Consider the following 22,292-nt stretch of genomic DNA (forward strand, 5'->3'; position numbering starts at 1 on the left):
CCCATGCTTGAATTTAACAATCAACACATTGAAACTGATAAACAAGGCTATTTACTTGACCATACTTTATGGTCAAAAGAGTTAGCGCCCGTAATAGCAGAGCAAGAAAACATAACGCTTAGCGAACAGCATTGGGAAGTCGTTAATTTTGTAAGAAACTTTTACCTAGAATACAATACAAGCCCAGCAATAAGAATGCTTGTAAAAGCGATGGCAAAAGCGCTAGGTGAAGATAAAGGTAACAGTATTTATTTGTATAAATTGTTTCCTAAAGGTCCGGCTAAACAAGCAACTAAAATTGCCGGCTTACCAAAACCTGCTAGGTGTATTTAATGGCTAATAAACCGTTAAACCGCACATCAAAATCGAGTACCAAACGAACAACTGGTAGAAGTTACTCTCGCAGTGCAGTGACTAAAAGTACACATACCAAACGTGAAGTTAAGCCAGCAATTGCAGCTAAAGATCGTAAAATAGTACTTTTTAATAAGCCCTACGATGTACTTTGCCAATTTACGGACGACGCAAACAGAAAAACGCTTGCTGAATATATCCCAATAAAAGAGGTTTATGCCGCAGGCAGACTCGATAGAGACAGCGAAGGATTATTGCTTTTAACTAATTGCGGTAAATTACAAAATACCCTCACTGCGCCTAATAAAAAAACCAATAAAACCTACTGGGTACAAGTAGAAGGCGAACCTAGCACAGAGGCGATTAATGCATTATGTAAAGGCGTAGAACTTAAAGACGGCCTAACGCTTCCTGCAAATGTTAAAATAATTGACCCACCTACACTATGGGACAGGCAGCCTCCTGTTCGAGAGCGAAAATCAATTCCTACTACGTGGTTAAGTATTACCATTAATGAAGGTAAGAACAGACAAGTAAGACGCATGACAGCGCACATTGGCCACCCTACTTTAAGGCTTATTCGTTACAGTATTGGTAATTATACACTTGATGGGATTGATTCTGGCCAATACAGCGTTATCAAAGGCGACGTAAATGCATAAACCTCATGTGACTGTGGCTGCCATTGTTAAAAAAAATGACTATTATTTATTAGTAAAAGAGCGCGATAAATTTACTAAAAAAATCTGTTATAACCAACCTGCAGGGCATTTAGAGGATAAAGAAACCTTAGCACAAGCGGCTAGCAGAGAGCTCCTTGAAGAAACAGGCTTAACCTTAGCGCCAATGGGCTTAATCGGTATTTATAATTTACACGCAGCAAACGGCGTTCATTATTTACGGTTTTGCTTTATGTTTGACGGCGAAAACATTGATGATGAGCCAATTCCTCTTGATAACGATATTATTAGTGCAAACTGGCATACAGTAGAGCATATTAAAACGCTTCCTTTAAGAAGCCATTTAGTGCTGCAATGCATTGAAGATAGCCAAGCGCGACCGCTGCAAAGCTTAGACTTTATTTACGACGATTAACACACTATTGCTTAAAGCGCTTACTTAACCATCAGCTAGCTGAGCGCTAAGCAATTTCGACCTTGCCTTTTTGAATAATACAGTGCGCTGTCGGCTGCTTTAATAAAGTCTTTTTGTGCACACTCAACATCTTTATTAATTGCGTTTATACCCATACTCAGTGTTAGGTAGCCAGTAAAGCTATCTGCATGAGGGATTTGTAATTCCTCTATTGCCTTTTGAATATGCTCAGCAATAAATAAAGCCCCTTGCTTATCCGTTTGAGGCAGCAGCACTACAAACTCTTCACCACCGTATCGCGCTACAAAGTCTTCTGTTCTGCTTACTGTGCAGGCTATTGCTTGCGCAACGTTGTATAGACACAAATCACCTTCTACATGCCCATAGCGGTCGTTAAATAATTTAAAGTGATCAATATCTATTAAAATAATGGCTAAGTCGTCACCACACTCTATGGCTTTTCAAACTCTTTACTTAGTTTTTCATCAAACCGGCGTCTATTAGCAATTTGCGTCAACGAATCTAGAAAAGCCATATCGCGTAAAACATTTTGATCTTCTAAGCGCTTGGTTGCATCGTTAAATACTGCAATGTATTCATCGCCTAAATTAATGCCTGACACTTCCATGGTAATTTCAGTGCCATTTTTACAGGTAACGTTATAGTCATTTACCGGTATATCTTGCCCAGTTTCATTGCCTATATCTAATGCTGACTGCCACAAAGCGAATTATCCATACTTAATGCAAAATACCATTCATCCCACCAGCGTTTCATAGTCTCAAACAAGGCAGCTTCTGGCTCGCCAACTAATTCAAAAGAACTTGAGACAGCATTGAAAATCTCATCAATAGGACTGTTTTGCTTGGCATCTGTGGGGGGAAATGTTCTCAAAAACTTCATGAAAAACCGTATACGTATCACGTTTTAAGTCGCTTGTAGGCATTTTGAGTAACTCATTCAGTTCATCTTGTGAGTTTACAGCAAAATATTGTATTAACGTTGAGAGCTTTTTTACCTGGAAGGCGTAAATCATATATTCATTCCGTTGAAAATATTTTTAATAAAAAGTGAGTCTAATACGCTAAATCTTACTTGCAGCTGAATTTCCTATCAAGAACAAGGTAAAAAAGCATTATTACCACCAACAATGCGCAATAATGGCCCCTAAATAACTTTTTACAATCACTTATTTCAATTTTTAGCTATTTTTTGCCTCAAATGCGTTTCAGTCTTATTTGCTATTTATTATATGAATAAAATAACGACAAAAACGTCTGTTTGCGCTACTCCTCTCTTTAAGCAAAAACAAAATGCGTGCTATAATCGCGGCCTTTCCAAGTTAACAGCAATCTGTATAAGCGAAATTATTCATGAGCGAAAATAGTCACATTAAAGTCATCGTTGGTATGTCCGGCGGTGTTGATTCTTCTGTATCTGCATATTTATTACAACAACAGGGCTACCAAGTAGAAGGCCTGTTTATGAAGAACTGGGAAGAAGATGACAATGACGAATACTGTGCAGCCGCTGATGATCTAAAAGACGCACAAGCTGTGTGTGATAAATTAGGCATTGAGCTTCACACTGTTAACTTTGCAGCAGAATACTGGGACAACGTTTTTGAATACTTTTTAGAAGAGTACAAAGCAGGCCGTACACCCAACCCAGATATAATGTGTAACAAAGAAATTAAATTTAAAGCCTTTTTAGAATTTGCAGCACAAGCACTAGGTGCAGATTACATCGCAACGGGCCATTACGTACGCAGAGAATTACGTGGTGATAAACATGTTATGTGTCGCGGCCTTGATGACAATAAAGACCAAAGCTACTTTTTATACACATTAAGCCATGAACATATCGGCCAAACTTTATTCCCAGTAGGCGACATTGCTAAACCAGAAGTACGCCGTATAGCTGAAGAGCAAAATTTAATTACCCACGATAAAAAAGACAGCACAGGTATTTGTTTTATTGGTGAGCGTAAATTTAAAGACTTTTTACAAAAGTTTTTACCTGCTCAACCTGGCGTAATTGAAGACACTGATGGCAATAACGTGGGTGAGCACGAGGGCTTAATGTACCACACACTAGGCCAGCGAAAAGGTTTGCTTATCGGCGGTATGAAAGAAGGCTCAGGTGAACCATGGTACGTGGTTGATAAAGATGTAGAGCGTAACGTATTAGTTGTAGGGCAAGGTAAAGATCACCCTCGTTTATATAGCAATGGTCTTAACGCAAACCAATTACACTGGGTAGACCGTGTTGGCCCGCAAGGCACAACACGTTGCACCGTTAAAACCCGTTACCGCCAAGAAGACATAAATTGTACGCTTTTGGTTGGTAAAGATGGTATGGCACGCGTATTATTTGATGAGCCACAAAAAGCCGTTACCCCTGGCCAATCAGCCGTATTCTATGCCGAAGATGTGTGTTTAGGTGGTGGTATTATTGATTCGGTGATTAAGTAATGAATGAACACCAAGTCATGGCGCTTGCTGCCATGTGCCAAGTTGCAAAACAAGTACAAAAAATTGCGCAGTACGGCAGCGCAAACGATTCAGATCTAGACGTGTTATTTACAAGTATTGTTCAAACATCACCGGCATCGCCGGTTGATGTTTACCAAGGTACGCATAATTTACGTGATGGCTATAAAACACTAATGGCGCAGCTCACAGCGGGCGCTCAAAAAGATGTTGAAATAGTTAAATATGTAGGTGGTTTAATGCAGCTTGAACGCATTTTAAATAACAACCCAAAAAGTTTAACTGAGCTTGGCCGTCGAATTGACGACATTCATCGCCGCTTAGATCACTTTTCTATAACCGATGACACCGTTGTGGCCGGTTTAGCAGATATATACTCGTCGGTGCTGAGCCCCCTTGGGCACCGAATTCAGGTTTATGGTAAACCCGAGTTATTAAAACAGCAGCAAACGCAAAATAAGATCCGTGCTCTTTTACTGGCAGGAATTCGCAGTGCTGTATTATGGCGACAAATGGGCGGTAAACGCCGTCATTTTTTCTTTGCAAAAAGAAAAATTCTCGCTATTGCAAAAACAAAAATTTAACTATCGTTCAAAACTAAAATTTAGGAGTTATTATGGAGCTTTCAGCGTTAACCGCTATCTCTCCAGTGGATGGTCGCTACGGCAGCAAAACCACTGAACTACGCAGTATTTTCAGCGAATTTGGCTTAATCAAATACCGCGTAACCGTTGAAGTGCGTTGGTTGCAAGCTTTAGCTGCAGCAAGCGATATTAAAGAAGTACCGGCTTTTAGCGACGACGCTAACGCGCTTTTAAACGCCATTGTTGATAACTTCAGCGAAGCAGACGCACAACGCGTAAAAGACATTGAACGCACCACTAATCACGATGTTAAAGCGGTTGAATACCTACTAAAAGAAAAAGTAGCCGATAACAGCGAATTACACGCAATTAACGAATTTATTCACTTTGCATGTACCTCAGAAGACATCAATAACCTTTCTCACGGTTTAATGCTAACAGAAGCACGTGATAAAGTATTATTGCCATACTGCGACCAGCTGCTTGATGCAATTAAAGAAAAAGCAATTGAGTACAAAGCAGTGCCAATGATGACACGTACGCACGGGCAGCCTGCTACACCATCAACTATGGGTAAAGAGTTTGCTAACGTATATATGCGTTTAAAACGCCAACGCGACCAAATCGCTCAAGTAGAAATGCTAGGCAAAATTAATGGCGCTGTTGGTAACTACAATGCTCACCTAAGTGCTTACCCAGATTACGATTGGCATACACATGCTGATAATTTTGTAACAAGCCTTGGTTTAACGTTTAACCCGTTCACTACGCAAATAGAACCGCATGATTACATTGCTGAACTATTTGATGCTATTGCCCGCTTTAATACAATTTTGCTTGATTTTGACCGTGACGTTTGGGGTTACATTGCCCTTAACCACTTTAAGCAAAAAACAATTGCAGGCGAAATTGGCTCTTCAACAATGCCGCACAAAGTTAACCCTATCGACTTTGAAAACTCAGAAGGTAACTTAGGCCTAGCAAATGCTATATTTGCTCACCTTGCACAAAAGCTACCCGTTTCTCGCTGGCAGCGTGACCTTACCGACTCTACAGTACTACGTAATTTAGGTGTAGGTATGGGCTATGCACTTATTGCTTACCAATCAACACTTAAAGGTGTAAGCAAGCTTGAGGTAAACGAGCAACGTTTACTTGACGAGCTTGATCAAAACTGGGAGCTACTCGCTGAGCCTATTCAAACGGTAATGCGTAAGTACGGTATCGAAAAACCTTATGAAAAGCTAAAAGATTTAACCCGTGGCAAACGTGTTAATCAAGAAATTATGGCTGACTTCATTGATGGTTTAGACTTACCTGAAGATGCAAAAGTAGAAATGAAAAAACTAACGCCTGCTAATTACATTGGTCGCGCTGTTGAGTTTATCGACAACTTAGTTTAAAAACTAACTTGCTAGATAAAAAGCGAAAGGCTCACCCCTTTCGCTTTTTTGTTTTAAAAATAAAGGCCCTTTGTATGTACCAATTAAAAATTAACGACCTATCAGAGCAAGCGTTTTTGAACCAATTTTGGCAAAAAAAACCACTGTTAATTAAACAAGGATTTACTGACTTTCAAGACCCGATAGAAGCAGAAGAACTCGCAGGGCTTGCAATGGAAGAAAGTACAGAGTCGCGTATTGTTACCAACCACAATAATGATTGGCAAGCATACCAAGGCCCATTTGAAGACTTCGAAAAATTAACTCAGCAACACGCTACTTTATTAGTACAAGCGGTTGATCACTGGCATAGCGATGCAGCCCAACTATTAGAACCTTTTAGGTTTATACCAAATTGGCGCATAGATGATTTAATGATCAGCTATTCAACACCTAAAGGCGGCGTTGGCCCGCATTTAGACCAGTATGATGTGTTTATTATTCAAGGTGAAGGTAAACGCCACTGGCGTGTAGGTCTTCCTGATGCAACACTTAAGCAATTTGCACAAAATAAAAAGCTATTACAAGTTGAGCAATTTGAAGCTGTAATAGATTGCATTTTAGAACCTGGCGATATTTTATACATTCCACCGGGCTGCCCACATGAAGGATACGCGATAGAAAACGCGTTAAATTATTCAGTAGGTTTTAGAGCGCCTAACCAACAAGATTTACTGTCAAGTTTTGCCGATCATATTATTGACACAGATAGCGGCCAAAAGCGCTACACCGATCATACCCTTACCCTCAGAGAATCTAAGGGGGAACTACTTGATAGCGAAACAGATAAAGTTAAAACGCTAATGCAAGCGCTATTAAATAACGATGAATTATTTAAGCAATGGTTAGGTAACACGCTAAGCCAACCCAAGCACGAAATGGACTTAGCCCCGCTAGAAGAGCCAATCTCTGACGATCAATTAACGCAGATAATTACAAGTAACGATGAAGAATTTGAACGCTTAGGTGGGGTCCGTGCTATTTACCAGCAGCTCGAAGACACCTTACTGTTAAGTATTAATGGTGAGAACTACACACTGCCATTGTCAGATTTAAATGCCGTTAAACTACTAACCGATAACAGCTATTTTAGCACTGAAGATTTAAACGCGGCTCAACCCAGCCTAGTTTTTATTCAAACTTTTACTACACTAGTTAATGAGGGAATTTGGTTTAACTAGGGGTGAACTATGGGCTATCAAGTTAATAAAGTTGACTGGGATATACAAAAAGACCTACTTCAGCAAATACGCGAAAAGGTGTTTGTTTACGAATTACACATACCTAAGCGCATAGAATTTGATAGCCACGATAAACTTGCCCACCACGTATTAGTTACCGATGATTGCAAATCGCCTGTTGCTACTGGCAGGCTTTGTACAGACGGTCTAATTGGCCGTATTGCGGTGCTACCTGAGCACCGTAATCGCCATGTTTACACATCGCTGCTAACCTTTATTGTTCAACTTGCCGCAAACGATGGCCATAAAGCCATTAGTATTAATTGTATCTTAAATGAAGTTGAGCGCTTTAAACGTAATGGTTTTAAACAGCAAGGTGGTGTGTTTATGGAAGCAGGCATACCCAGGCAGCGCATGCTATGTGAAGTATCGCAGTTTGTAACTAAACCATTTACGTTAGTGCATTAACACCATAGTGAAAAATTCTTAGTCCTCATAAAAAAGCACTTAATGACGTGATATTCACTAAATGCCACTTATTATTTTAAATTATTTAGGCTCGTTAGCCCAAAGCTGTTCGTTTTCGTGCATTTCGTATAAACCATGTGCGCGGTTTATTAATAAGTTAGCAAAATCTGCCTGCGTTTTATCACGTACACCTGCATTAATTATTTGGTCTGCTTTTAACTGCCATTGCAATGAAAAATAACGCATAGCTTCACGCGCATCTTTTGCAGCACTTACTTCAGCATGGTCAGTTGGTAAACGCCCGGTAACTACCCAATATGTTTTGCCGTTTTGTGCTTTAAACTTCCACATAGCACAAAGCGGTGCTAAAAAGCGGCTATCTTTATCTACCACTGTCTTAGGCATAATGCCTTTTTCAGCTAAATACTTTTGCGCATTTTGAAAACATTCACGCTGCCATGCAACACGCTGTTGCTCTGCTAATGCTTGCTCTTGTGCTGTTAACGGTTTTTTTTCTTGTTGAGTCATTTTTATTAACCTTTACTACTTTTTTTACACTCTAAGGGCATAACAATTAAGGTGCAAGCACTAAAGAGCAGCTTTACACCTTTAAAGTACCGTTTGCTGCGTTTTTAAGCACTATTGTGACTAGCACGCAGCAAATAAAGCCCTATTTAATATTGTGATCAAACGAGCCTACATCTCCAGGGAATACCACAGGTGATTCAATCCCCTCTTTATTAACCGCTGCTACACCAAAATAATAGTTATCAATAACCACATTTTTAAGGGTAGCCGTTGTTACTTTGCCAACATCTTGGCTAAACTGCCATTGTGGCTCACTTGTATAACGCCAATAAATTCGGTAACCCGCTATGTTTGCATCATCCGAACTTTGCCACGATAGCGTAGTACTTGCCTTAACTGCGCCTTCTATTTTAACTTGTTTAGGCGGTGCTGGCGCCCAGGCCATTGACGCCATAGTCACCGCATTTAATGAAGTCAATTTTGCAGTGTAATCAAAATCAACCCCATCGATAGTGTCACCATATACTACACCGTTTTCAGTCCGTAAGTCTTGATGCTGGCGATCGTAATGCTCATTTGTTTCCATAATTCGTACTGCTGCAAAGCCTGCATCGTTAAAAGGTCTATGGTGTCCACCTCGGCCAAATCTATCTAATCGATAAACGAGCATAGTATCTAAATTTGGAATGTACCTATCTGCAATTGTATCTATATAGCGGGCTAAATTACGGCTCGCTGAGTCTACTTCACCGCCAGTAAATCGTCTTGTACGCGCTTGCTCTTTAGTTTCAACAACACGGGTTCCTTCTGAAAAAATACGCGCGGTTGTATTATCAGTTACACCATTAATACCGGTAATGTTGCCAATCATATCGTTATTTAAAACACCATGAACTTGCCAATCATGCTTTTGTGCAAAAGCGGTAAGTATTTTTCCGCCAAATAACCCCTGCTCTTCACCCGAAAGCGCAGCATACACCACTGAGCCGTTAAATTTATATTGGCTTAGTACACGGGCCGATTCTAATACCCCTGCTACACCTGATGCATTATCGTTTGCACCTGGTGAATCACTAGTAAAATCCATAACATCACTCACTCGCGAGTCAATATCACCAGACATCATTACCATGCGATTAGGCTCTGTAACACCGCGTTGAATTGCTACAATATTTACAACTTCAACAGGGTTAGGAATACGTTTTTCGCCCGATATAGTATCTTTAACTTCGATTATTTCTAGGCAATTACCACATTGCGCTGATATTTTTTCAAACTCTTTTTTTATCCAGCGCCTTGCTGCGCCAATACCACGGGTATCTGATTTAGTATCAGAGAGCGTATGGCGAGTACCAAAATTAACCAGTGTTTGAATATCAGTTTCTATACGCTCTGGTGATACTTGAGCGGCAATATCGTGTAACTTTTGTTGATCACTATACTTTACGCTTGCATTAGCTTGAGCCATTAGCCCAATGCTACATGCGGCTGTAACAGCACTTAATTTAATTAGCTTTGTTGTTATTTTAAAAGGTGACTTACGCATTATTTGCTCCTTATTTTTTATAGCTTCACCATTACCTAACATACTTTTTTGTGCAACGTATTTGAGTTAAAGCTTTGAACAAGTAAGCTCAAACGCAGTAAATCTTAAAGCATTAATGTTGAGCGTAATTACATTGGGTTATATTCTTACAAACCTTGTTACACATTTAACCTGTAAACATGCAGCTCATTCATGGCAAACTATGCATCTCATTATTAGTATTTGTAAATTATGCGCCAGCTTAAAGCCAATACCACACCAAAATATTTGATAGCTAATAGCGAAAACCAATTCGGGCCTATTTGTGTCTATGAAAATGAGCAATATAGGTGGTTAACATTGGCACAAACTAACCATACCGATATTACTATTCAAGGTGTAATGAACCTAAACCACAATGAGCAACTGCTTATTGCCGTTAATCAGTGCATGCTGTTATTTTTATTAAAAAGCGCTCAGCCATTAAAAATTTTAAACCTTGGCTTAGGCACCGCTGGGATTGAACGTGCAATCACGCATTTATATAAAAACACCCCTTTTATAAATGAGTTAGCGTTATTCGAAAGCGTAGAAATTAATCCTGATATGCTAAGCATTGCAAAGCAATACTTTAAATTACCAAACAATCACCCTGTACATTTACAAAACGCAGAGCATTTTATTCAGCACTGTAATACTCAATACAATGTAATTACCATAGATATTTTCAGTGGCGACATACACCAAGGCTTTTTATCGAGTGATTCGTTTTGGCAAAATGTGTGTGCTTGCTGTAATGCACAGGCGCAAATACTGATTAACTTAAACCCCAAAACAGGCCAAGAACTACAAACTTTATTGGTTATGCTAAGGCAGTACTTTAAATGCATTGCCTTAATAGAATTTAACGAATACAAAAATATTGTTGTAATGCTTTCAAATCAAAGCTTAATACACGTCAATAAAGATGAAATTAAACATGCTGCGCTGTTTAAAACCATTGCACCTTCATTACACAGCGACATAAACAGTATTTATCATATAGAGTAATTACCGGCCTGGTTCGTGTTTTTCGTAACACGCAAGGCTGGTTTCTAGTTGTTCCCAGTTAGCCTTAGAGGTTACAAAATTATGCGATAATACTTGCTCGGTAATGTCGCTATCTATTAACCCTAAGCGAATCCGAATACGAGTTTTATCATCAGCGTTGGCACTATAAATTGGTGAACCACAACAAGAGCAAAAAAAACGTGAGCGCCCTATTTTAAAGTTGTATTAGCTGAGCTTGCTTGCTCTTTTAGTAACACTAAACTCATCTGTGTTTACAAACCCATTGGTAGCAAACGCAGTGCCACTGTTTTTCCTGCATAACGAGCAATGACAATGAATAATACTGCTAATAGCGCCTTTAATTTCAACCGCCACTTCTCCACATAAACAGCTTCCGGTGTACATATACGTCCTTTTTAAAGTCTTTTTATTAGTTTTGTTTAAAGTAATCATACCCTTTTAGCGCAAAAGCGAAAGTTCTCTTAGTCAGTGTAACAAGTCTAAGTTAAGTAAAGTTGGTCTTAATATAAACTCTCATATATTGGTTGACTAAACCAAAACAAATTGGTTATATAGATTTATTAATATGGAAACTTAAAAAGAAATATTGGTTTACCAATTTAAATTATAAATGAGTGATGAAGATCTATGCGTATTAAACAATGTTTAGTTTTAGCAAGTTGCTTTAGTGTAATGGCGTGCAGCCAAAACCAACAAAACGCCCCTTCTTCACCTTGGTTAATGGTCGATAACTTTGAACAACCACTAACAGGTTGGACAAAAGCCGATACCGATAATCAAACAAAACCTTATGTACCTAGCCCTCAAATAACTAAAATTGAACGTGAGCATACCACTAAAGGATTAAATCATTTTTTAATTAAGCAACCAGCTGAACACGGTATTGTTGGTAACCGAAAAGCCCTTAGCTATAAAAAACTACCCAAAACAGTGCCTGTTGGTGAAACCTACACTTTTTTTACGCGTATTAATGTTGCGTCATTTCCTAACAATCATGCCTTTGGCTTGAGTAATTTAGCCCCAGCACAAATAAATGAACACGGTTACGACGCGTTTGAGGCCACCTTAAGAGTAACCGATAAAACCGAATCAAACGGCTTGGTTAATACGGGCGCTTTAATGGTTAAAACACATAGCGGATACAGTGATATACAAAATTACGCCCTTGCTCAGCCAGCCCAACCATTAAACACTAATAGTTGGTATAACATTTGGTTTGTTGTGAATAATGCGTCGGTAAAAATGCAGGGCCAGCAATATAACGTGTATGTGCAAGGCGGTGAATTTAAAAACCAAACATTAGTGTATAAAAATGCCACCTTTAGAATGAAACGCGAGCTCCCTCTTACTTACTTTTTAGCTAACTGCAACACCGGCCCACTAAAAAAGCCTTATGGAAATGGCGGTTTACGTTATGACGATATTTATATGGTAAAAGGCGTAAATCTTACAAATCCTGTTCGCTAAAAATACTACGCTATATTTGATCACTAAAGATAAACAGCCTCGTACTTAAATGATATGATCGGGATCTATTATTTGTCATTTAAGTTTATAAAATGTATCGACTATTTGAAAAAATGACCAACGCATTTCCTGAGCAAAAACCAACTCAGCCGCCTTCTACTTTATTTGCGTTTTGTCGTCACTACACTAAAGGGATGGAACTATCTTTAGTTTTAATGTCTATTAGTGCTGCAATGCTTGCCATATTAGAGGTGTCACTTTTTAGTTATATGGGGCAATTGGTCGACTGGTTAGGAACGTATACACCTCAAACGTTGTTTGTTGAGCAAAAATCTGAACTCATAAAAATGGCAGTAATACTGCTAGTTGTGTTACCAATTGTGGTATTTTTTCACTCTGCAATTTTACATCAGGCTTTATTAGGTAATTACCCTATGTCGATAAGATGGTCGGCTCACAGGTATTTACTACGTCAAAGCGTAAGCTTTTATCAAAACGAGTTTGCAGGACGTATCGCCACAAAAGTAATGCAAACCTCACTCGCTGTGCGCGAAGCCGTTATGAAACTCCTTGATGTACTTATGTACATTGTGGTTTATTTTGGTGCCATGGTATTTTTAGTTGCAGAAGCTGACTGGCGTTTAATGCTTCCGCTATTAGTTTGGGTTGTTGTTTATGCTGGCATTCAAATGTACTTTGTACCTAAACTTAAAAAAATTGCTAGCTCGCAAGCAGATGCACGCTCTGAAATGACCGGCCGTATAGTCGATAGTTATACAAATATATCGACCATTAAACTTTTTTCGTACACACAGCGTGAAGAGCAATACGCAAAGCAAAGCATGGACGTTTTTTTACAGCCTGTGTATAAACAAATGCGTTTGGTAACCAGCCTCAATTTTGCCATTAATAGCCTTAATTACTTATTAGTATTTAGCGTTGCCGCTTTATCACTTTATTTGTGGTCATTAAGCGCGATTAGCGCAGGAGCCATAGCTGTAGCTGTAAGTTTATCGCTTAGGTTAAATGGTATGGCACAGTGGATAATGTGGGAAATAAGCAGCCTGTTTGAAAACATTGGCACCACAACAGATGGTATGAAAACACTCTCTACCCCTATTAAAGTTGATGATAAACCAGACGCTACAACGCTTGAAGTTACAAAAGGTGGCATTGAATTTACAAACGTGCACTTTAACTACGGTAAAGCTGCCAACGAAACAAATCGCAGCCCTGTAATGAATGGCCTAAATCTAAATATTAAACCCGGTGAAAAAATTGGTTTAGTGGGTCGCTCTGGCGCAGGTAAATCTACCTTAGTTAATTTATTACTGCGTTTTTACGATACTGACTCTGGCACCATTAAAATAGATAATCAAAATATTACTGATGTAAGCCAAGAAAGCCTGCGCCGCTATATTGCCATGGTAACGCAAGATACTTCACTACTTCATCGCTCAGTAAAAGATAACATTTTATATGGCCGCCCCGATGCGTCTGAAACAGAAATGCTTAGCGCTGCAAAACAAGCCAAAGCGCTCGATTTTATTAGCGATTTAGAAGACAGCAAAGGCAATAAAGGGTTTGATGCACAAGTTGGCGAACGAGGCGTTACACTCTCTGGTGGGCAACGCCAACGTATTGCCATAGCACGTGTGTTACTTAAAAATGCACCCATACTTATACTTGATGAAGCCACCAGCGCGCTCGACTCAGAAGTAGAAGCGGCTATTCAAGCAAGCCTTGATGACTTAATGACAGGTAAAACGGTTATAGCAATTGCGCATAGGCTATCAACCATTGCGCAAATGGACAGATTAATAGTCCTTGATCAAGGCGGTGTTGTAGAACAAGGCAGCCACGAAGAGCTTATCGCCCAGAATGGAATTTATGCAGGTCTTTGGGTACACCAAACTGGCGGATTTATTGGTGTAGATTAAACGCTTTAAAGCGAAACTTAACCTAAAAATAAAAAGCGAAGCGCTAAAATAACGCTTCGCTTTTTATTAGGTGCTAACACCAATTTACTCTAATATTTAAACGGTTTGAGGAATTGCCCCTAACGCCAAGTGCGTTAAAAACATGTAATTTAACCTCAATATAGTCCTCAGCTTAATCTGAGTAATATACCCCACCCATTATGCAATTAACCTAAGTCCAATTAAAATTAGCATAACAATGTTGGCAATAAAGCTAATTAAGAAAAAGTAAGTTCGCGGGCTTGGGTTTTGCTCTGTAGCAATAAAATAATAAAGTGCCATATGAATTAAACGCGCTATTACATACACCCACACACACATAGCAAATATAGGGCTTTGGTAATTAATAACAAACGCAAATAACACAGTACCTATAAACAACGCGCTATTTTCTAAGGTGTTATGAAATGTACGATGTGCTCTAAAAATAAAGCTGCCATGCGATAAGTTTTCGTCTATTTTACCAGGTACAGCATTAGGCTGTTTTGCTTTACTAAATGTGGCAACAGACCACTGCACAACCAACATAATTAAGTACGCGTAAAACGCTATATAAGCAGAAAGTGCTACTTCAGTCATCATTAAATCCTTAAAATTATTTTAACTGATTAGCTAAAGCAAATATTAGGCCTCAATTAATCTATTGATATTTAATAGATTTTTTACGCTTAGCTAATTTTATGTGTAATAACTGCAAATTAATTTATAAATGTTACCCAGTAAGCTAAAAGCACTCAAATATAAAACTATTAGCTTCTTAAGGTGAGTGTGATGAGAATAACACCGTGATCAGTCGTTAAATCATCGCGTTCATATTCTGGGTTTATTAAATGTCTGTCGTAGGTATGATGATTACTCACTTCAAAAAAGCTGTCGTCGTAACTTGGGTCAAATTCACAAGAAAGTAAAATATAATCAAGCACTGAACTGCTTGTACCATAATAATGGCTAGGTTTACGCGTTAAACAGGGTAACTGGTTTTGCTCTTCAACTGTTTGACTGTCACTAATATTACTAACTGCATCGCTAATATTTGCTTCATCAGTATAAGGAGCAAGCGTGTTTTCAGCCTCGTTAATCTTTGTTTTTACAGTAGCTGGCGATAAGCTGTGCTCAGCGAGCTGGCTTAGCTTTGCTTTTGTATATAAATCCCACGAATCATTTAAACAATATTTAGCAAGGTAGGCTTTAGCATCATTAGCAGGGGCAAAACGTAATGTGTTTGTGAGCAAGTGGCTAAGCACACCATCGGCAAGCTCGTTATTAAAATCTCCCATTAGCACCATAGGGAACTGCGTGGCTTCGCGCCGTGCTATCATTTCAATCATGAGTAATGTTGCTTCACTGCCGCGCTGCACGGTTGATCCCCACGAGCCTGCAACGTTAGCTTTTAATGTTTCTATTATGTTTTTCTCAGGTGTCAGCTCATTAGCAGAGGTAGCCAATGCATTCGTGTTTATCTCAGGCTCTATCATTGGGCGTTTAGACTTAAAGTGCACAACGTAGCAATCGGTACTACCTACATGGGGTAATGAGATAGTGGCTCTTACTATTTTACGACTAAACGTAAAGTCACTGCGCAGGCCGAGTTCACTTGCAAGAGCAGTATTGTGCTTAACCGCCTCTGTGGCAGTTATAGGGTATTTAGAGGCGATGGCAACTACAGGGCTTTTATAAATAAAGTCATCAATAACCTCTGGCGAGTCAACTACAGCAAAATACGCGTAACCTTGCTGCGCCATTAGCGCTTGTAGCGATTCAATGCTAAACACTTCTTGAAAACCAATTACATCTGGTGCGTGTTGTTTTAAATAATCGATAATCCAGCGTTGTTTGCGGGCCCACTGCTCTGCGGTATAAATTTTTTCAAATTCATAATATGCATTGGGCGGCTCAAGGTAATTAAACAGGTTAAATGTGGCTATTTTAAGTTGCGTATTTTTAACCGCGGGTACGTGTAAATCACTCGTAGCTGACACATTTTGATGTAAAGAAGATTCTAAATTACTAATAACACGAGTCCTGCTAATTTAAGTAGCTTAATTATACCTCATCGGCCCTAAAATCCTAAGCCGTGAATTATTCTCAACATGCAATTTAAAGCCGTAATTTACGCTATACTGCCTGCCCCGTTATTAACGTAATACAGGCATTATGAACTACTCAAACTTTGGTACTAAATTTACACAACCCAATGGTATAACGCAGCTTATGGAAGATTTAGGCAGCGCAAATAGCAGCAATAACCCAAATATTGTTATGCTTGGCGGTGGTAACCCCGCACAAGTACCAGAGGTTAATGCCGTATTTTTAGATGAATTACAAAAGTTAGTAGCCAGCAATAAAGTGTCGCAAGTGTTTGGCTTATACGATGGCCCAACCGGTAACGATGAATTTAGAGCAGCCCTTGCCAAACAACTTAATAGCGAGTTTAGCTGGGGGTTAACTGCCAATAACGTAGCACTGGGTAACGGCAGCCAAGCTAACTTTTTTGTATTATTTAATATGTTAGCAGGCAAAATGAGTGATGGCAGTACCAAGCGTATACTCTTCCCTCTTGCGCCTGAGTACGTAGGCTACGCCGACCAAGGTTTATCTGATGATATGTTTGTGGCTATAAAGCCCGACATTGAAATTTTAAATACTTCAAATGGCTCAAAACAATTTAAATACGTGATTGATTTTGACGCGGTTGAAAAAGTACTTGCTCAAGATAGCAGCATAAGCGCGCTGTGCGTATCACGCCCAACCAACCCAACCGGTAATGTCATAACCGATGAAGAAGTACGCCACCTAGATGCCCTTGCACACAAATATAATATTCCTCTTATTATTGATAATGCCTATGGCGACCCATTCCCAGGCTGTATTTACACCGATGCAAACCTCACTTGGAACTCAAACATTATATTGTGTATGTCGCTTTCAAAACTTGGCTTACCAGGTTTGCGCACCGGTATTGTGGTGGCAAATAACGAGATAATTAAAGCCATTGGCCGCGTTAATGGCTCTATGGTGTTATCGCCTAACGCCATTGGACCAAGCTTAGTCACGCGCTTAATTAACGATGGTGAGCTACTGCCTTTGTGTAAAAATACCGTGTTGCCTTTTTATAAAAACAAAGCACAAATTGCAATTAGTCTGTTTGATGAAATTTTTGCAGACTTACCCGTATATTTACATAAACTCGAAGGCGCATTTTTTATGTGGCTGTGGTTTAAAGACTCAAAAATAACCAGCGAAATGCTTTATCAAAAACTCAAAGAGCAAGACGTATATATAATTCCTGGCCATAACTTTTTTATCGGTATTGAAGATAGCTGGGAGCACAAGCACCAGTGCGTACGTATTAACTACGCCAACGATGAGGCAACACTTAAAAAAGGCCTTGAGGCAATTAAAGCGCTTATTATGTAGTACTGTTTAAAAATAGCTTAGCAAGGTGGCTAACACCTAAACGTTAGCTACCTTATTAATTTTTAACTCACTTTTTAGTGTTTAATACATTTGTTAACACTACAAACAGCAAACCACCTGTAGCACCTGCTAATAACTGCATATAAAAGCCCCAACCCCGCGCACCCGCTATAATATGAATATTCATAATAGATTCAATGGCAATGAGTACCACAGCAAAAGCAGTAATACCCGCTGCAATAAATAACGCCACACTGTATTGTTTAACTTTTTTAGTAAGTTTTGCAGTCACTAAAAACGCAATGGCAAGCGCTACGGCAATAATAGCGCCATAGGTAGGTAATAAACCCAACCAGTCATCTAGTGTTAAATTAATACGATCGCTTAAGCTGACGACTACGCCTACGCCTACATTAACTAATTGATTGACAACGTATTGGCTATGAAACAAGCTAGCAAGAGTAAAGGTAAGTAACCAAGAAACTAAAAATATAGGGAGTACACGTGTTAAAAATGGCATGGTTATCTCAACTTAAAATAAAGCTTTTTTCTTACAGTAGCAAAGGCTTGCAATCTAAACAACGACTCTGTCAATTCACGCTATGTTTGTTTATAGGGCTTTTTGCGTCCACGGCCAGTGCGGCTACATTACCTAAAGAGCAGTACAGCGCTCACACACTAGCAACACAATTAAATTCGCCGTGGAGTATGGTTAAACTGCCAAATGACACATGGCTAATTACAGAGCGCGACGGCCACGTTGTTATTGTAAAAAACAATCAGCAAACTAGAGTAAATTTAAACCTTGAAGGCTTATACGTTGCAGGCCAAGGCGGCTTACTTGATATAGTGCTCTCGCCTAATTTTAACACCACTAAAGAAATCATATTTACCTACGCGCAAGGTACTGCTGAAGCTAACCGCCTTGTAATTGCCAAAGCCACGTTTAATGGCGCTGACTTTTCAAAGCCTGTAATTATTTACAAAGTGGCCACTGATAAAAACACCCCACAGCACTACGCTGGCCGCGCCCTTATTTTACCCGACAACACCCTACTGTTTTCAACCGGTGATGGCTTTGATTTTAGAGAGCAAGCACAAGTGATAACCAGCCAACTGGGCAAACTATTACGTATAAACCTAGATGGCACTATCCCAAAAGATAACCCGTTTATTAATCACAAAAACCCTAATGCACACGCTGTTTACTCGCTCGGTCACCGTAACCCACAGGGCTTAGTATATGATTACGATACCGAGCAAATTGTCAGCCACGAGCACGGCCCCGCCGGTGGCGATGAGCTAAATTACTTAACGCCAGCTACCAACTACGGCTGGCCGGTGATCACCTACGGTGACGATTACTCGCAAGCGCGCATATCTCCTTTTAGAGATTACCCCGGCATGCAAAAGCCAAGCGTAGATTGGACGCCATCAATCGCCCCTTCGGGTATGGCGTATTATGGCTCTAAACACGCCGCATTCCCTTCACTTGCACAACATGTGCTCATCACTACACTTGTAGATAAAAAGCTCTACAGCGTTAATCTGGCTAATGGCGAATTCACCCAGTCACACATATTTCCAGAAGCAACAGGACGATTAAGGGATGTGTATGTAACCACTGAAGGTAATGTAGCAATATTAACCGATGGGAAAGATGCGAAGCTGATGTTGTTTAAAGCAAATTAATTCACAAAGAGAGTTAAGGCGCTTCGCTTTTAGAGGATAATAGCGACTAAGGGATCCGCTTTAATCACTCACAAACAGACTAGGGCTCACTAATTGTCAGTGTATTAGTAGCAAAATCTACTATCGCTTGGTATTTTATAAAAAATGAAGAGCCTAATAATCCATGTATTGTATTGCCACCACCAGCGGCCTGAACATGGTCTAGGTTGAGTGATACAAACTGCGTACTTTCATACAACTGGCCTGTCAATTCAAATTATTAAACGTCTATTAAGCCCATTTCGTGTTCGGCTGTACCTAAACCTGCGGCATTTTCTTCGCTTATTTCTTTTTTTATTCCAAGCTTTTTAATACATGTCCTATCTAAAACAGATGCACCCGCCGCTGTATCTAAAATTAAACGTACTTTATGCCAGTTTATTTTAGCCAGAATAATTTGATGACCTGTTTCTGTTACTTCAAATTTCAAGCTTGTGGTTTTTTATAAGCCTTTAAACCAATGTTACAATTGTTTCTCTATTCGAGCAACAATACGATCTCGCTTCCGCTCCCAAGTTGATGAGGAGAGTGTATTGCTTAGATAAAAGTCATTTTCAATTTTATCTTTTAAAGAATTAAGCTTCATAGTCTCATTAATTTTTAACCCTTGAGATAAAGGTATAACACCTTTGATATCAGAGTAATCTAGAGGAGGAATAATCATTGGTATATGCTCTTTCGCCAATACCCATGTCGCTCCCATTTCACATAAACAAACTGGGCTCTTGTAAAAATTTTCAGAGAGAATGAAAATTACAAGTGAATCAGCAGATAACTCTTCTTTGATTTTATCAAGAAAGTTAGCACCTAAATCTATTCCGTAGCCCTCAAATGAAGTACAAAATATTTGATTAGATTCAAGGCCTATTGTTTCTAGTATTTCTATTACTTCTTCCACTAAATCAGAATCAGCTGATGCGTGGCTGATAAACACTTTAGATAAAGGTTTATCTTGAGAATCTAATACCTCCATTGGACTATCAACCACTTGTTCTTCTAATTCTTCAATATACTGCTCAATTGAAGAATTCAACATAGTAAAACTTTCTCTGAATGTTCGTAAATGTTCTTGAGTATAATCAGTATAACTAGGGCCGATCATTATTGGTGTATAGGCACTAAACCTTAACTTACAAAAATGAATAAACTCTGGTGATTCGTTGCCAAAGACTTTGATAAACGTTCGTTCAACTAAATTTTTCCAACTTTTGAAGTTTATATCGCTACTATTTTCAACAGTCACGCTTTTCGATTTTTCGATTAGCTTCTTTAATAGCCTAACTTTTTCGTTGTCACTAAATGTATTCATGCTAATTCCCAGTGAGCCTTATAACAACCTGTATCCGGCATTTGTCGCTTTATAAACCGACAAATATTATAATTAATCCACTGTAACCAGCGAATAAGCACATGTAAACAATTAGTTAGCTCTCATCTATATTTACTGGATGTATAAAAACACAAAATGGTGGAGAACAGTAATATTGGACAAAAAGTGTTGTGCAAATAAACAATAGAGGCGGGTTTATTATTTTTACTGACAAAAAGCATAACTTAGACTTTCGCCATGAGCCTTTAACCCACAAAAAAGCCGCTGTTCGTTTAAAACAGCGGCTTTTCTACTTATAGCTAAAAACTAATAGCTAAGCCTTAGGCTTTACCAATCACTTCAAGTCCACCCATGTATGGACGTAAAACTTCTGGTACTACAACTGAGCCGTCGGCTTGTTGGTAGTTTTCTAGTATGGCTACGAGTGTGCGCCCTACCGCTAAACCTGAGCCGTTTAGTGTATGTAGTAACTCTGGCTTTTTAGCACCTTCACGGCGAAAACGTGCTTGCATACGGCGCGCTTGGAAATCGACCATATTTGAACAAGACGAAATTTCGCGGTAGGTATCTTGTGCCGGTAACCATACTTCTAAGTCGTATGTTTTAGCTGCGCCAAAGCCCATGTCGCCCATACATAAAATTACTTTACGGTAAGGAAGCTCAAGTGCTTGTAAAATTTGCTCTGCATGGCCTGTTAGCTCTTCAAGCGCTTGCATTGAATCTTCTGGTTTTACAAGTTGTACTAGTTCAACTTTATCAAACTGGTGTTGGCGAATTAAACCGCGTGTATCGCGCCCGTAGCTGCCTGCTTCGCTTCTAAAACATGGCGTGTGCGCAGTTAAGCGAATTGGTAAATCGCTTTCTTCGTAAATTTCGTCGCGTGCGCTGTTTGTAAGCGGTACTTCTGCTGTAGGGATTAAGCTAAAGCCAGCTTGTTGTTCACCGTCGTCGTTTACTAGGCCTAATGTATGGAATAAGTCGCCTGCGAACTTAGGTAATTGGCTCGTGCCGTAAAGGCTTGCGCTATTTACTAAGTACGGTACATACATTTCTGTGTAGCCGTTTGTATCTGTGTGGGTGTCTAGCATGTATTGCGTTAATGCACGGTGCATACGTGCTACTTGGCCGCGCATTACGGTAAAGCGTGCGCCACTAATTTTAACGCCCATTTCAAAGTCTAGGCCGTTTAGGTCTTGCCCTACATCTACGTGATCTTTAACTTCAAAGTCGTATTTTTTAGGCGTGCCCCAGGTAAGTATTTCAACGTTGTCGTCTTCGTCAGCGCCTTCTGGTACTGATTCGTCTGGCAAGTTTGGAATTGCTAAAGCAATGTCGTTAATGGCGTTTAATACTTCGTCTTGCGCTTTTTTTGTTGCGTCTAATTCGCTGCCTAAATTTGCCACTGCGTCTAGTAGTGGTTGTGCGTCTTCGCCTTTCGCTTTTGCTTGACCAATGGCTTTAGCACTGGCGTTACGTTGACTTTGAAGCTCTTGCGTTTTTACTTGTAATGTTTTGCGTTGCTCTTCAAGTTCTGTCACTTTTGCAACATCAAGCTCGTAGCCACGAGCCGCTAAGCGTGCTGCAGTTTGCTCAACATCTTGTCGTAAATATTTAGAATCTAACATGTT

Annotated in this window: 24 protein-coding genes and 1 pseudogene; 13 read left to right on the forward strand and 12 right to left on the reverse strand. The window is 39.5% G+C overall.

Features of this window, described 5'->3' with window-relative positions; translation table 11 throughout:
* Positions 1–3: 3 nt before the first annotated feature.
* From PESP_RS09285 to PESP_RS09295, 3 genes are read left to right on the forward strand one after another with little or no spacing between them, the layout of a single operon-like run.
* Entirely contained in the window at positions 4–333 is a 330-nt protein-coding gene (locus tag PESP_RS09285; protein WP_089347779.1) for a TusE/DsrC/DsvC family sulfur relay protein, read from the forward strand.
* Positions 333–1,016: a pseudouridine synthase gene (locus PESP_RS09290; protein WP_089347780.1), complete on the forward strand. Its 684-nt coding sequence runs from the start codon at positions 333–335 to the stop codon at positions 1,014–1,016. Before PESP_RS09285 ends, PESP_RS09290 begins: the two co-directional genes overlap by 1 nt.
* Positions 1,009–1,449, forward strand: a complete 441-nt coding sequence (locus PESP_RS09295) for an NUDIX domain-containing protein (protein ID WP_089347781.1) — start codon at positions 1,009–1,011, stop codon at positions 1,447–1,449. The genes PESP_RS09290 and PESP_RS09295 overlap by 8 nt, the downstream gene beginning before the upstream one ends.
* Positions 1,450–1,484: 35 nt before the next feature.
* Here PESP_RS09295 and PESP_RS20590 read toward each other — a convergent pair whose 3' ends face one another.
* From PESP_RS20590 to PESP_RS09305, 3 genes are read right to left on the reverse strand one after another with little or no spacing between them, the layout of a single operon-like run.
* A complete protein-coding gene (locus tag PESP_RS20590) occupies positions 1,485–1,904 on the reverse strand; it encodes a diguanylate cyclase (RefSeq protein WP_342744496.1) in 420 nt (139 codons plus the stop codon).
* Positions 1,901–2,173 (reverse strand): GGDEF domain-containing protein, encoded by a 273-nt coding sequence (locus PESP_RS20595; RefSeq protein WP_245852047.1) that lies wholly within the window; start codon positions 2,171–2,173, stop codon positions 1,901–1,903. The genes PESP_RS20590 and PESP_RS20595 overlap by 4 nt, the downstream gene beginning before the upstream one ends.
* Positions 2,155–2,352 (reverse strand): hypothetical protein, encoded by a 198-nt coding sequence (locus PESP_RS09305; RefSeq protein ID WP_089347782.1) that lies wholly within the window; start codon positions 2,350–2,352, stop codon positions 2,155–2,157. Before PESP_RS09305 ends, PESP_RS20595 begins: the two co-directional genes overlap by 19 nt.
* A 470-nt stretch (positions 2,353–2,822) precedes the next feature.
* On the opposite strand from PESP_RS09305, the gene mnmA reads away from it, so the two are divergent.
* The 5 genes from mnmA to PESP_RS09330 all read left to right on the forward strand — a co-directional run bounded on the left by mnmA (position 2,823) and on the right by PESP_RS09330 (position 7,616).
* Positions 2,823–3,923 (forward strand): tRNA 2-thiouridine(34) synthase MnmA, encoded by a 1,101-nt coding sequence (gene mnmA, locus PESP_RS09310; RefSeq protein ID WP_089347783.1) that lies wholly within the window; start codon positions 2,823–2,825, stop codon positions 3,921–3,923.
* The gene (gene hflD, locus PESP_RS09315; RefSeq protein ID WP_089347784.1) at positions 3,923–4,525 is read left to right on the forward strand and encodes a high frequency lysogenization protein HflD; all 603 of its coding nucleotides are present in this window, start codon (positions 3,923–3,925) and stop codon (positions 4,523–4,525) included. The genes mnmA and hflD overlap by 1 nt, the downstream gene beginning before the upstream one ends.
* A 32-nt stretch (positions 4,526–4,557) precedes the next feature.
* Positions 4,558–5,928 carry an adenylosuccinate lyase gene (gene purB, locus PESP_RS09320; protein ID WP_089347785.1) on the forward strand — a complete coding sequence of 457 codons (1,371 nt, stop codon included), beginning with the start codon at positions 4,558–4,560 and terminating at the stop codon, positions 5,926–5,928.
* Positions 5,929–6,002: 74 nt separating this feature from the next.
* Positions 6,003–7,148 carry a ribosomal protein uL16 3-hydroxylase gene (locus PESP_RS09325; RefSeq protein ID WP_089347786.1) on the forward strand — a complete coding sequence of 382 codons (1,146 nt, stop codon included), beginning with the start codon at positions 6,003–6,005 and terminating at the stop codon, positions 7,146–7,148.
* 9 nt (positions 7,149–7,157) lie between these two features.
* Positions 7,158–7,616 carry a GNAT family N-acetyltransferase gene (locus PESP_RS09330; RefSeq protein ID WP_089347787.1) on the forward strand — a complete coding sequence of 153 codons (459 nt, stop codon included), beginning with the start codon at positions 7,158–7,160 and terminating at the stop codon, positions 7,614–7,616.
* A gap of 81 nt (positions 7,617–7,697) precedes the next feature.
* On the opposite strand, the gene PESP_RS09335 is transcribed toward PESP_RS09330, so the two are convergent.
* Complete coding sequence (locus tag PESP_RS09335) at positions 7,698–8,144, reverse strand: DUF4826 family protein (RefSeq protein WP_089347788.1); 447 nt, start codon at positions 8,142–8,144, stop codon at positions 7,698–7,700.
* Between the two features lie 142 nt (positions 8,145–8,286).
* Positions 8,287–9,690 carry a M28 family peptidase gene (locus PESP_RS09340; RefSeq protein ID WP_089349133.1) on the reverse strand — a complete coding sequence of 468 codons (1,404 nt, stop codon included), beginning with the start codon at positions 9,688–9,690 and terminating at the stop codon, positions 8,287–8,289.
* A gap of 339 nt (positions 9,691–10,029) precedes the next feature.
* On the opposite strand from PESP_RS09340, the gene PESP_RS09345 reads away from it, so the two are divergent.
* Positions 10,030–10,719 (forward strand): polyamine aminopropyltransferase, encoded by a 690-nt coding sequence (locus PESP_RS09345; RefSeq protein WP_245852050.1) that lies wholly within the window; start codon positions 10,030–10,032, stop codon positions 10,717–10,719.
* On the opposite strand, the pseudogene PESP_RS09350 reads toward PESP_RS09345, so the two are convergent.
* A pseudogene (locus PESP_RS09350) lies at positions 10,720–11,124 on the reverse strand (GFA family protein). It lies immediately after the preceding gene.
* A 243-nt stretch (positions 11,125–11,367) separates the two neighbouring features.
* On the opposite strand from PESP_RS09350, the gene PESP_RS09355 reads away from it, so the two are divergent.
* Both PESP_RS09355 and PESP_RS09360 read left to right on the forward strand, forming a co-directional pair.
* Positions 11,368–12,207 carry a hypothetical protein gene (locus PESP_RS09355; protein ID WP_089347790.1) on the forward strand — a complete coding sequence of 280 codons (840 nt, stop codon included), beginning with the start codon at positions 11,368–11,370 and terminating at the stop codon, positions 12,205–12,207.
* A 92-nt stretch (positions 12,208–12,299) separates the two neighbouring features.
* Complete coding sequence (locus tag PESP_RS09360; protein ID WP_089347791.1) at positions 12,300–14,147, forward strand: ABC transporter ATP-binding protein; 1,848 nt, start codon at positions 12,300–12,302, stop codon at positions 14,145–14,147.
* Between the two features lie 198 nt (positions 14,148–14,345).
* Here PESP_RS09360 and PESP_RS09365 read toward each other — a convergent pair whose 3' ends face one another.
* Together PESP_RS09365 and PESP_RS09370 are read right to left on the reverse strand one after the other, a co-directional pair.
* Positions 14,346–14,765: an MAPEG family protein gene (locus tag PESP_RS09365; protein WP_089347792.1), complete on the reverse strand. Its 420-nt coding sequence runs from the start codon at positions 14,763–14,765 to the stop codon at positions 14,346–14,348.
* A gap of 170 nt (positions 14,766–14,935) precedes the next feature.
* Entirely contained in the window at positions 14,936–16,096 is a 1,161-nt protein-coding gene (locus PESP_RS09370; RefSeq protein WP_089349134.1) for an endonuclease/exonuclease/phosphatase family protein, read from the reverse strand.
* A 244-nt stretch (positions 16,097–16,340) separates the two neighbouring features.
* Here PESP_RS09370 and PESP_RS09375 point away from each other — a divergent pair, with 244 nt between their 5' ends.
* On the forward strand, positions 16,341–17,603 hold the full coding sequence (locus PESP_RS09375; protein WP_089347793.1) for a valine--pyruvate transaminase: 1,263 nt from the start codon (positions 16,341–16,343) through the stop codon (positions 17,601–17,603).
* Between the two features lie 67 nt (positions 17,604–17,670).
* Here PESP_RS09375 and PESP_RS09380 read toward each other — a convergent pair whose 3' ends face one another.
* A complete protein-coding gene (locus PESP_RS09380; RefSeq protein ID WP_089347794.1) occupies positions 17,671–18,123 on the reverse strand; it encodes a hypothetical protein in 453 nt (150 codons plus the stop codon).
* Here PESP_RS09380 and PESP_RS09385 point away from each other — a divergent pair.
* On the forward strand, positions 18,108–19,295 hold the full coding sequence (locus PESP_RS09385; protein ID WP_089347795.1) for a PQQ-dependent sugar dehydrogenase: 1,188 nt from the start codon (positions 18,108–18,110) through the stop codon (positions 19,293–19,295). The two genes, PESP_RS09380 and PESP_RS09385, sit on opposite strands and share 16 nt — an antisense overlap.
* Before the next feature lie 259 nt (positions 19,296–19,554).
* Here the strand turns inward: PESP_RS09385 and PESP_RS20600 are convergent, their stop codons facing one another.
* The 3 genes from PESP_RS20600 to serS all read right to left on the reverse strand — a co-directional run bounded on the left by PESP_RS20600 (position 19,555) and on the right by serS (position 22,289).
* A complete protein-coding gene (locus tag PESP_RS20600) occupies positions 19,555–19,764 on the reverse strand; it encodes a pepsin/retropepsin-like aspartic protease family protein (RefSeq protein ID WP_245852052.1) in 210 nt (69 codons plus the stop codon).
* Positions 19,765–19,797: 33 nt separating this feature from the next.
* Positions 19,798–20,643: a toll/interleukin-1 receptor domain-containing protein gene (locus PESP_RS09395; RefSeq protein ID WP_089347796.1), complete on the reverse strand. Its 846-nt coding sequence runs from the start codon at positions 20,641–20,643 to the stop codon at positions 19,798–19,800.
* Between the two features lie 341 nt (positions 20,644–20,984).
* Entirely contained in the window at positions 20,985–22,289 is a 1,305-nt protein-coding gene (gene serS, locus PESP_RS09400) for a serine--tRNA ligase (RefSeq protein ID WP_089347797.1), read from the reverse strand.
* Positions 22,290–22,292: the final 3 nt, after the last annotated feature.

This window comes from Pseudoalteromonas espejiana DSM 9414, from assembly GCF_002221525.1.
In the GTDB taxonomy this organism is placed as follows: domain Bacteria; phylum Pseudomonadota; class Gammaproteobacteria; order Enterobacterales; family Alteromonadaceae; genus Pseudoalteromonas; species Pseudoalteromonas espejiana.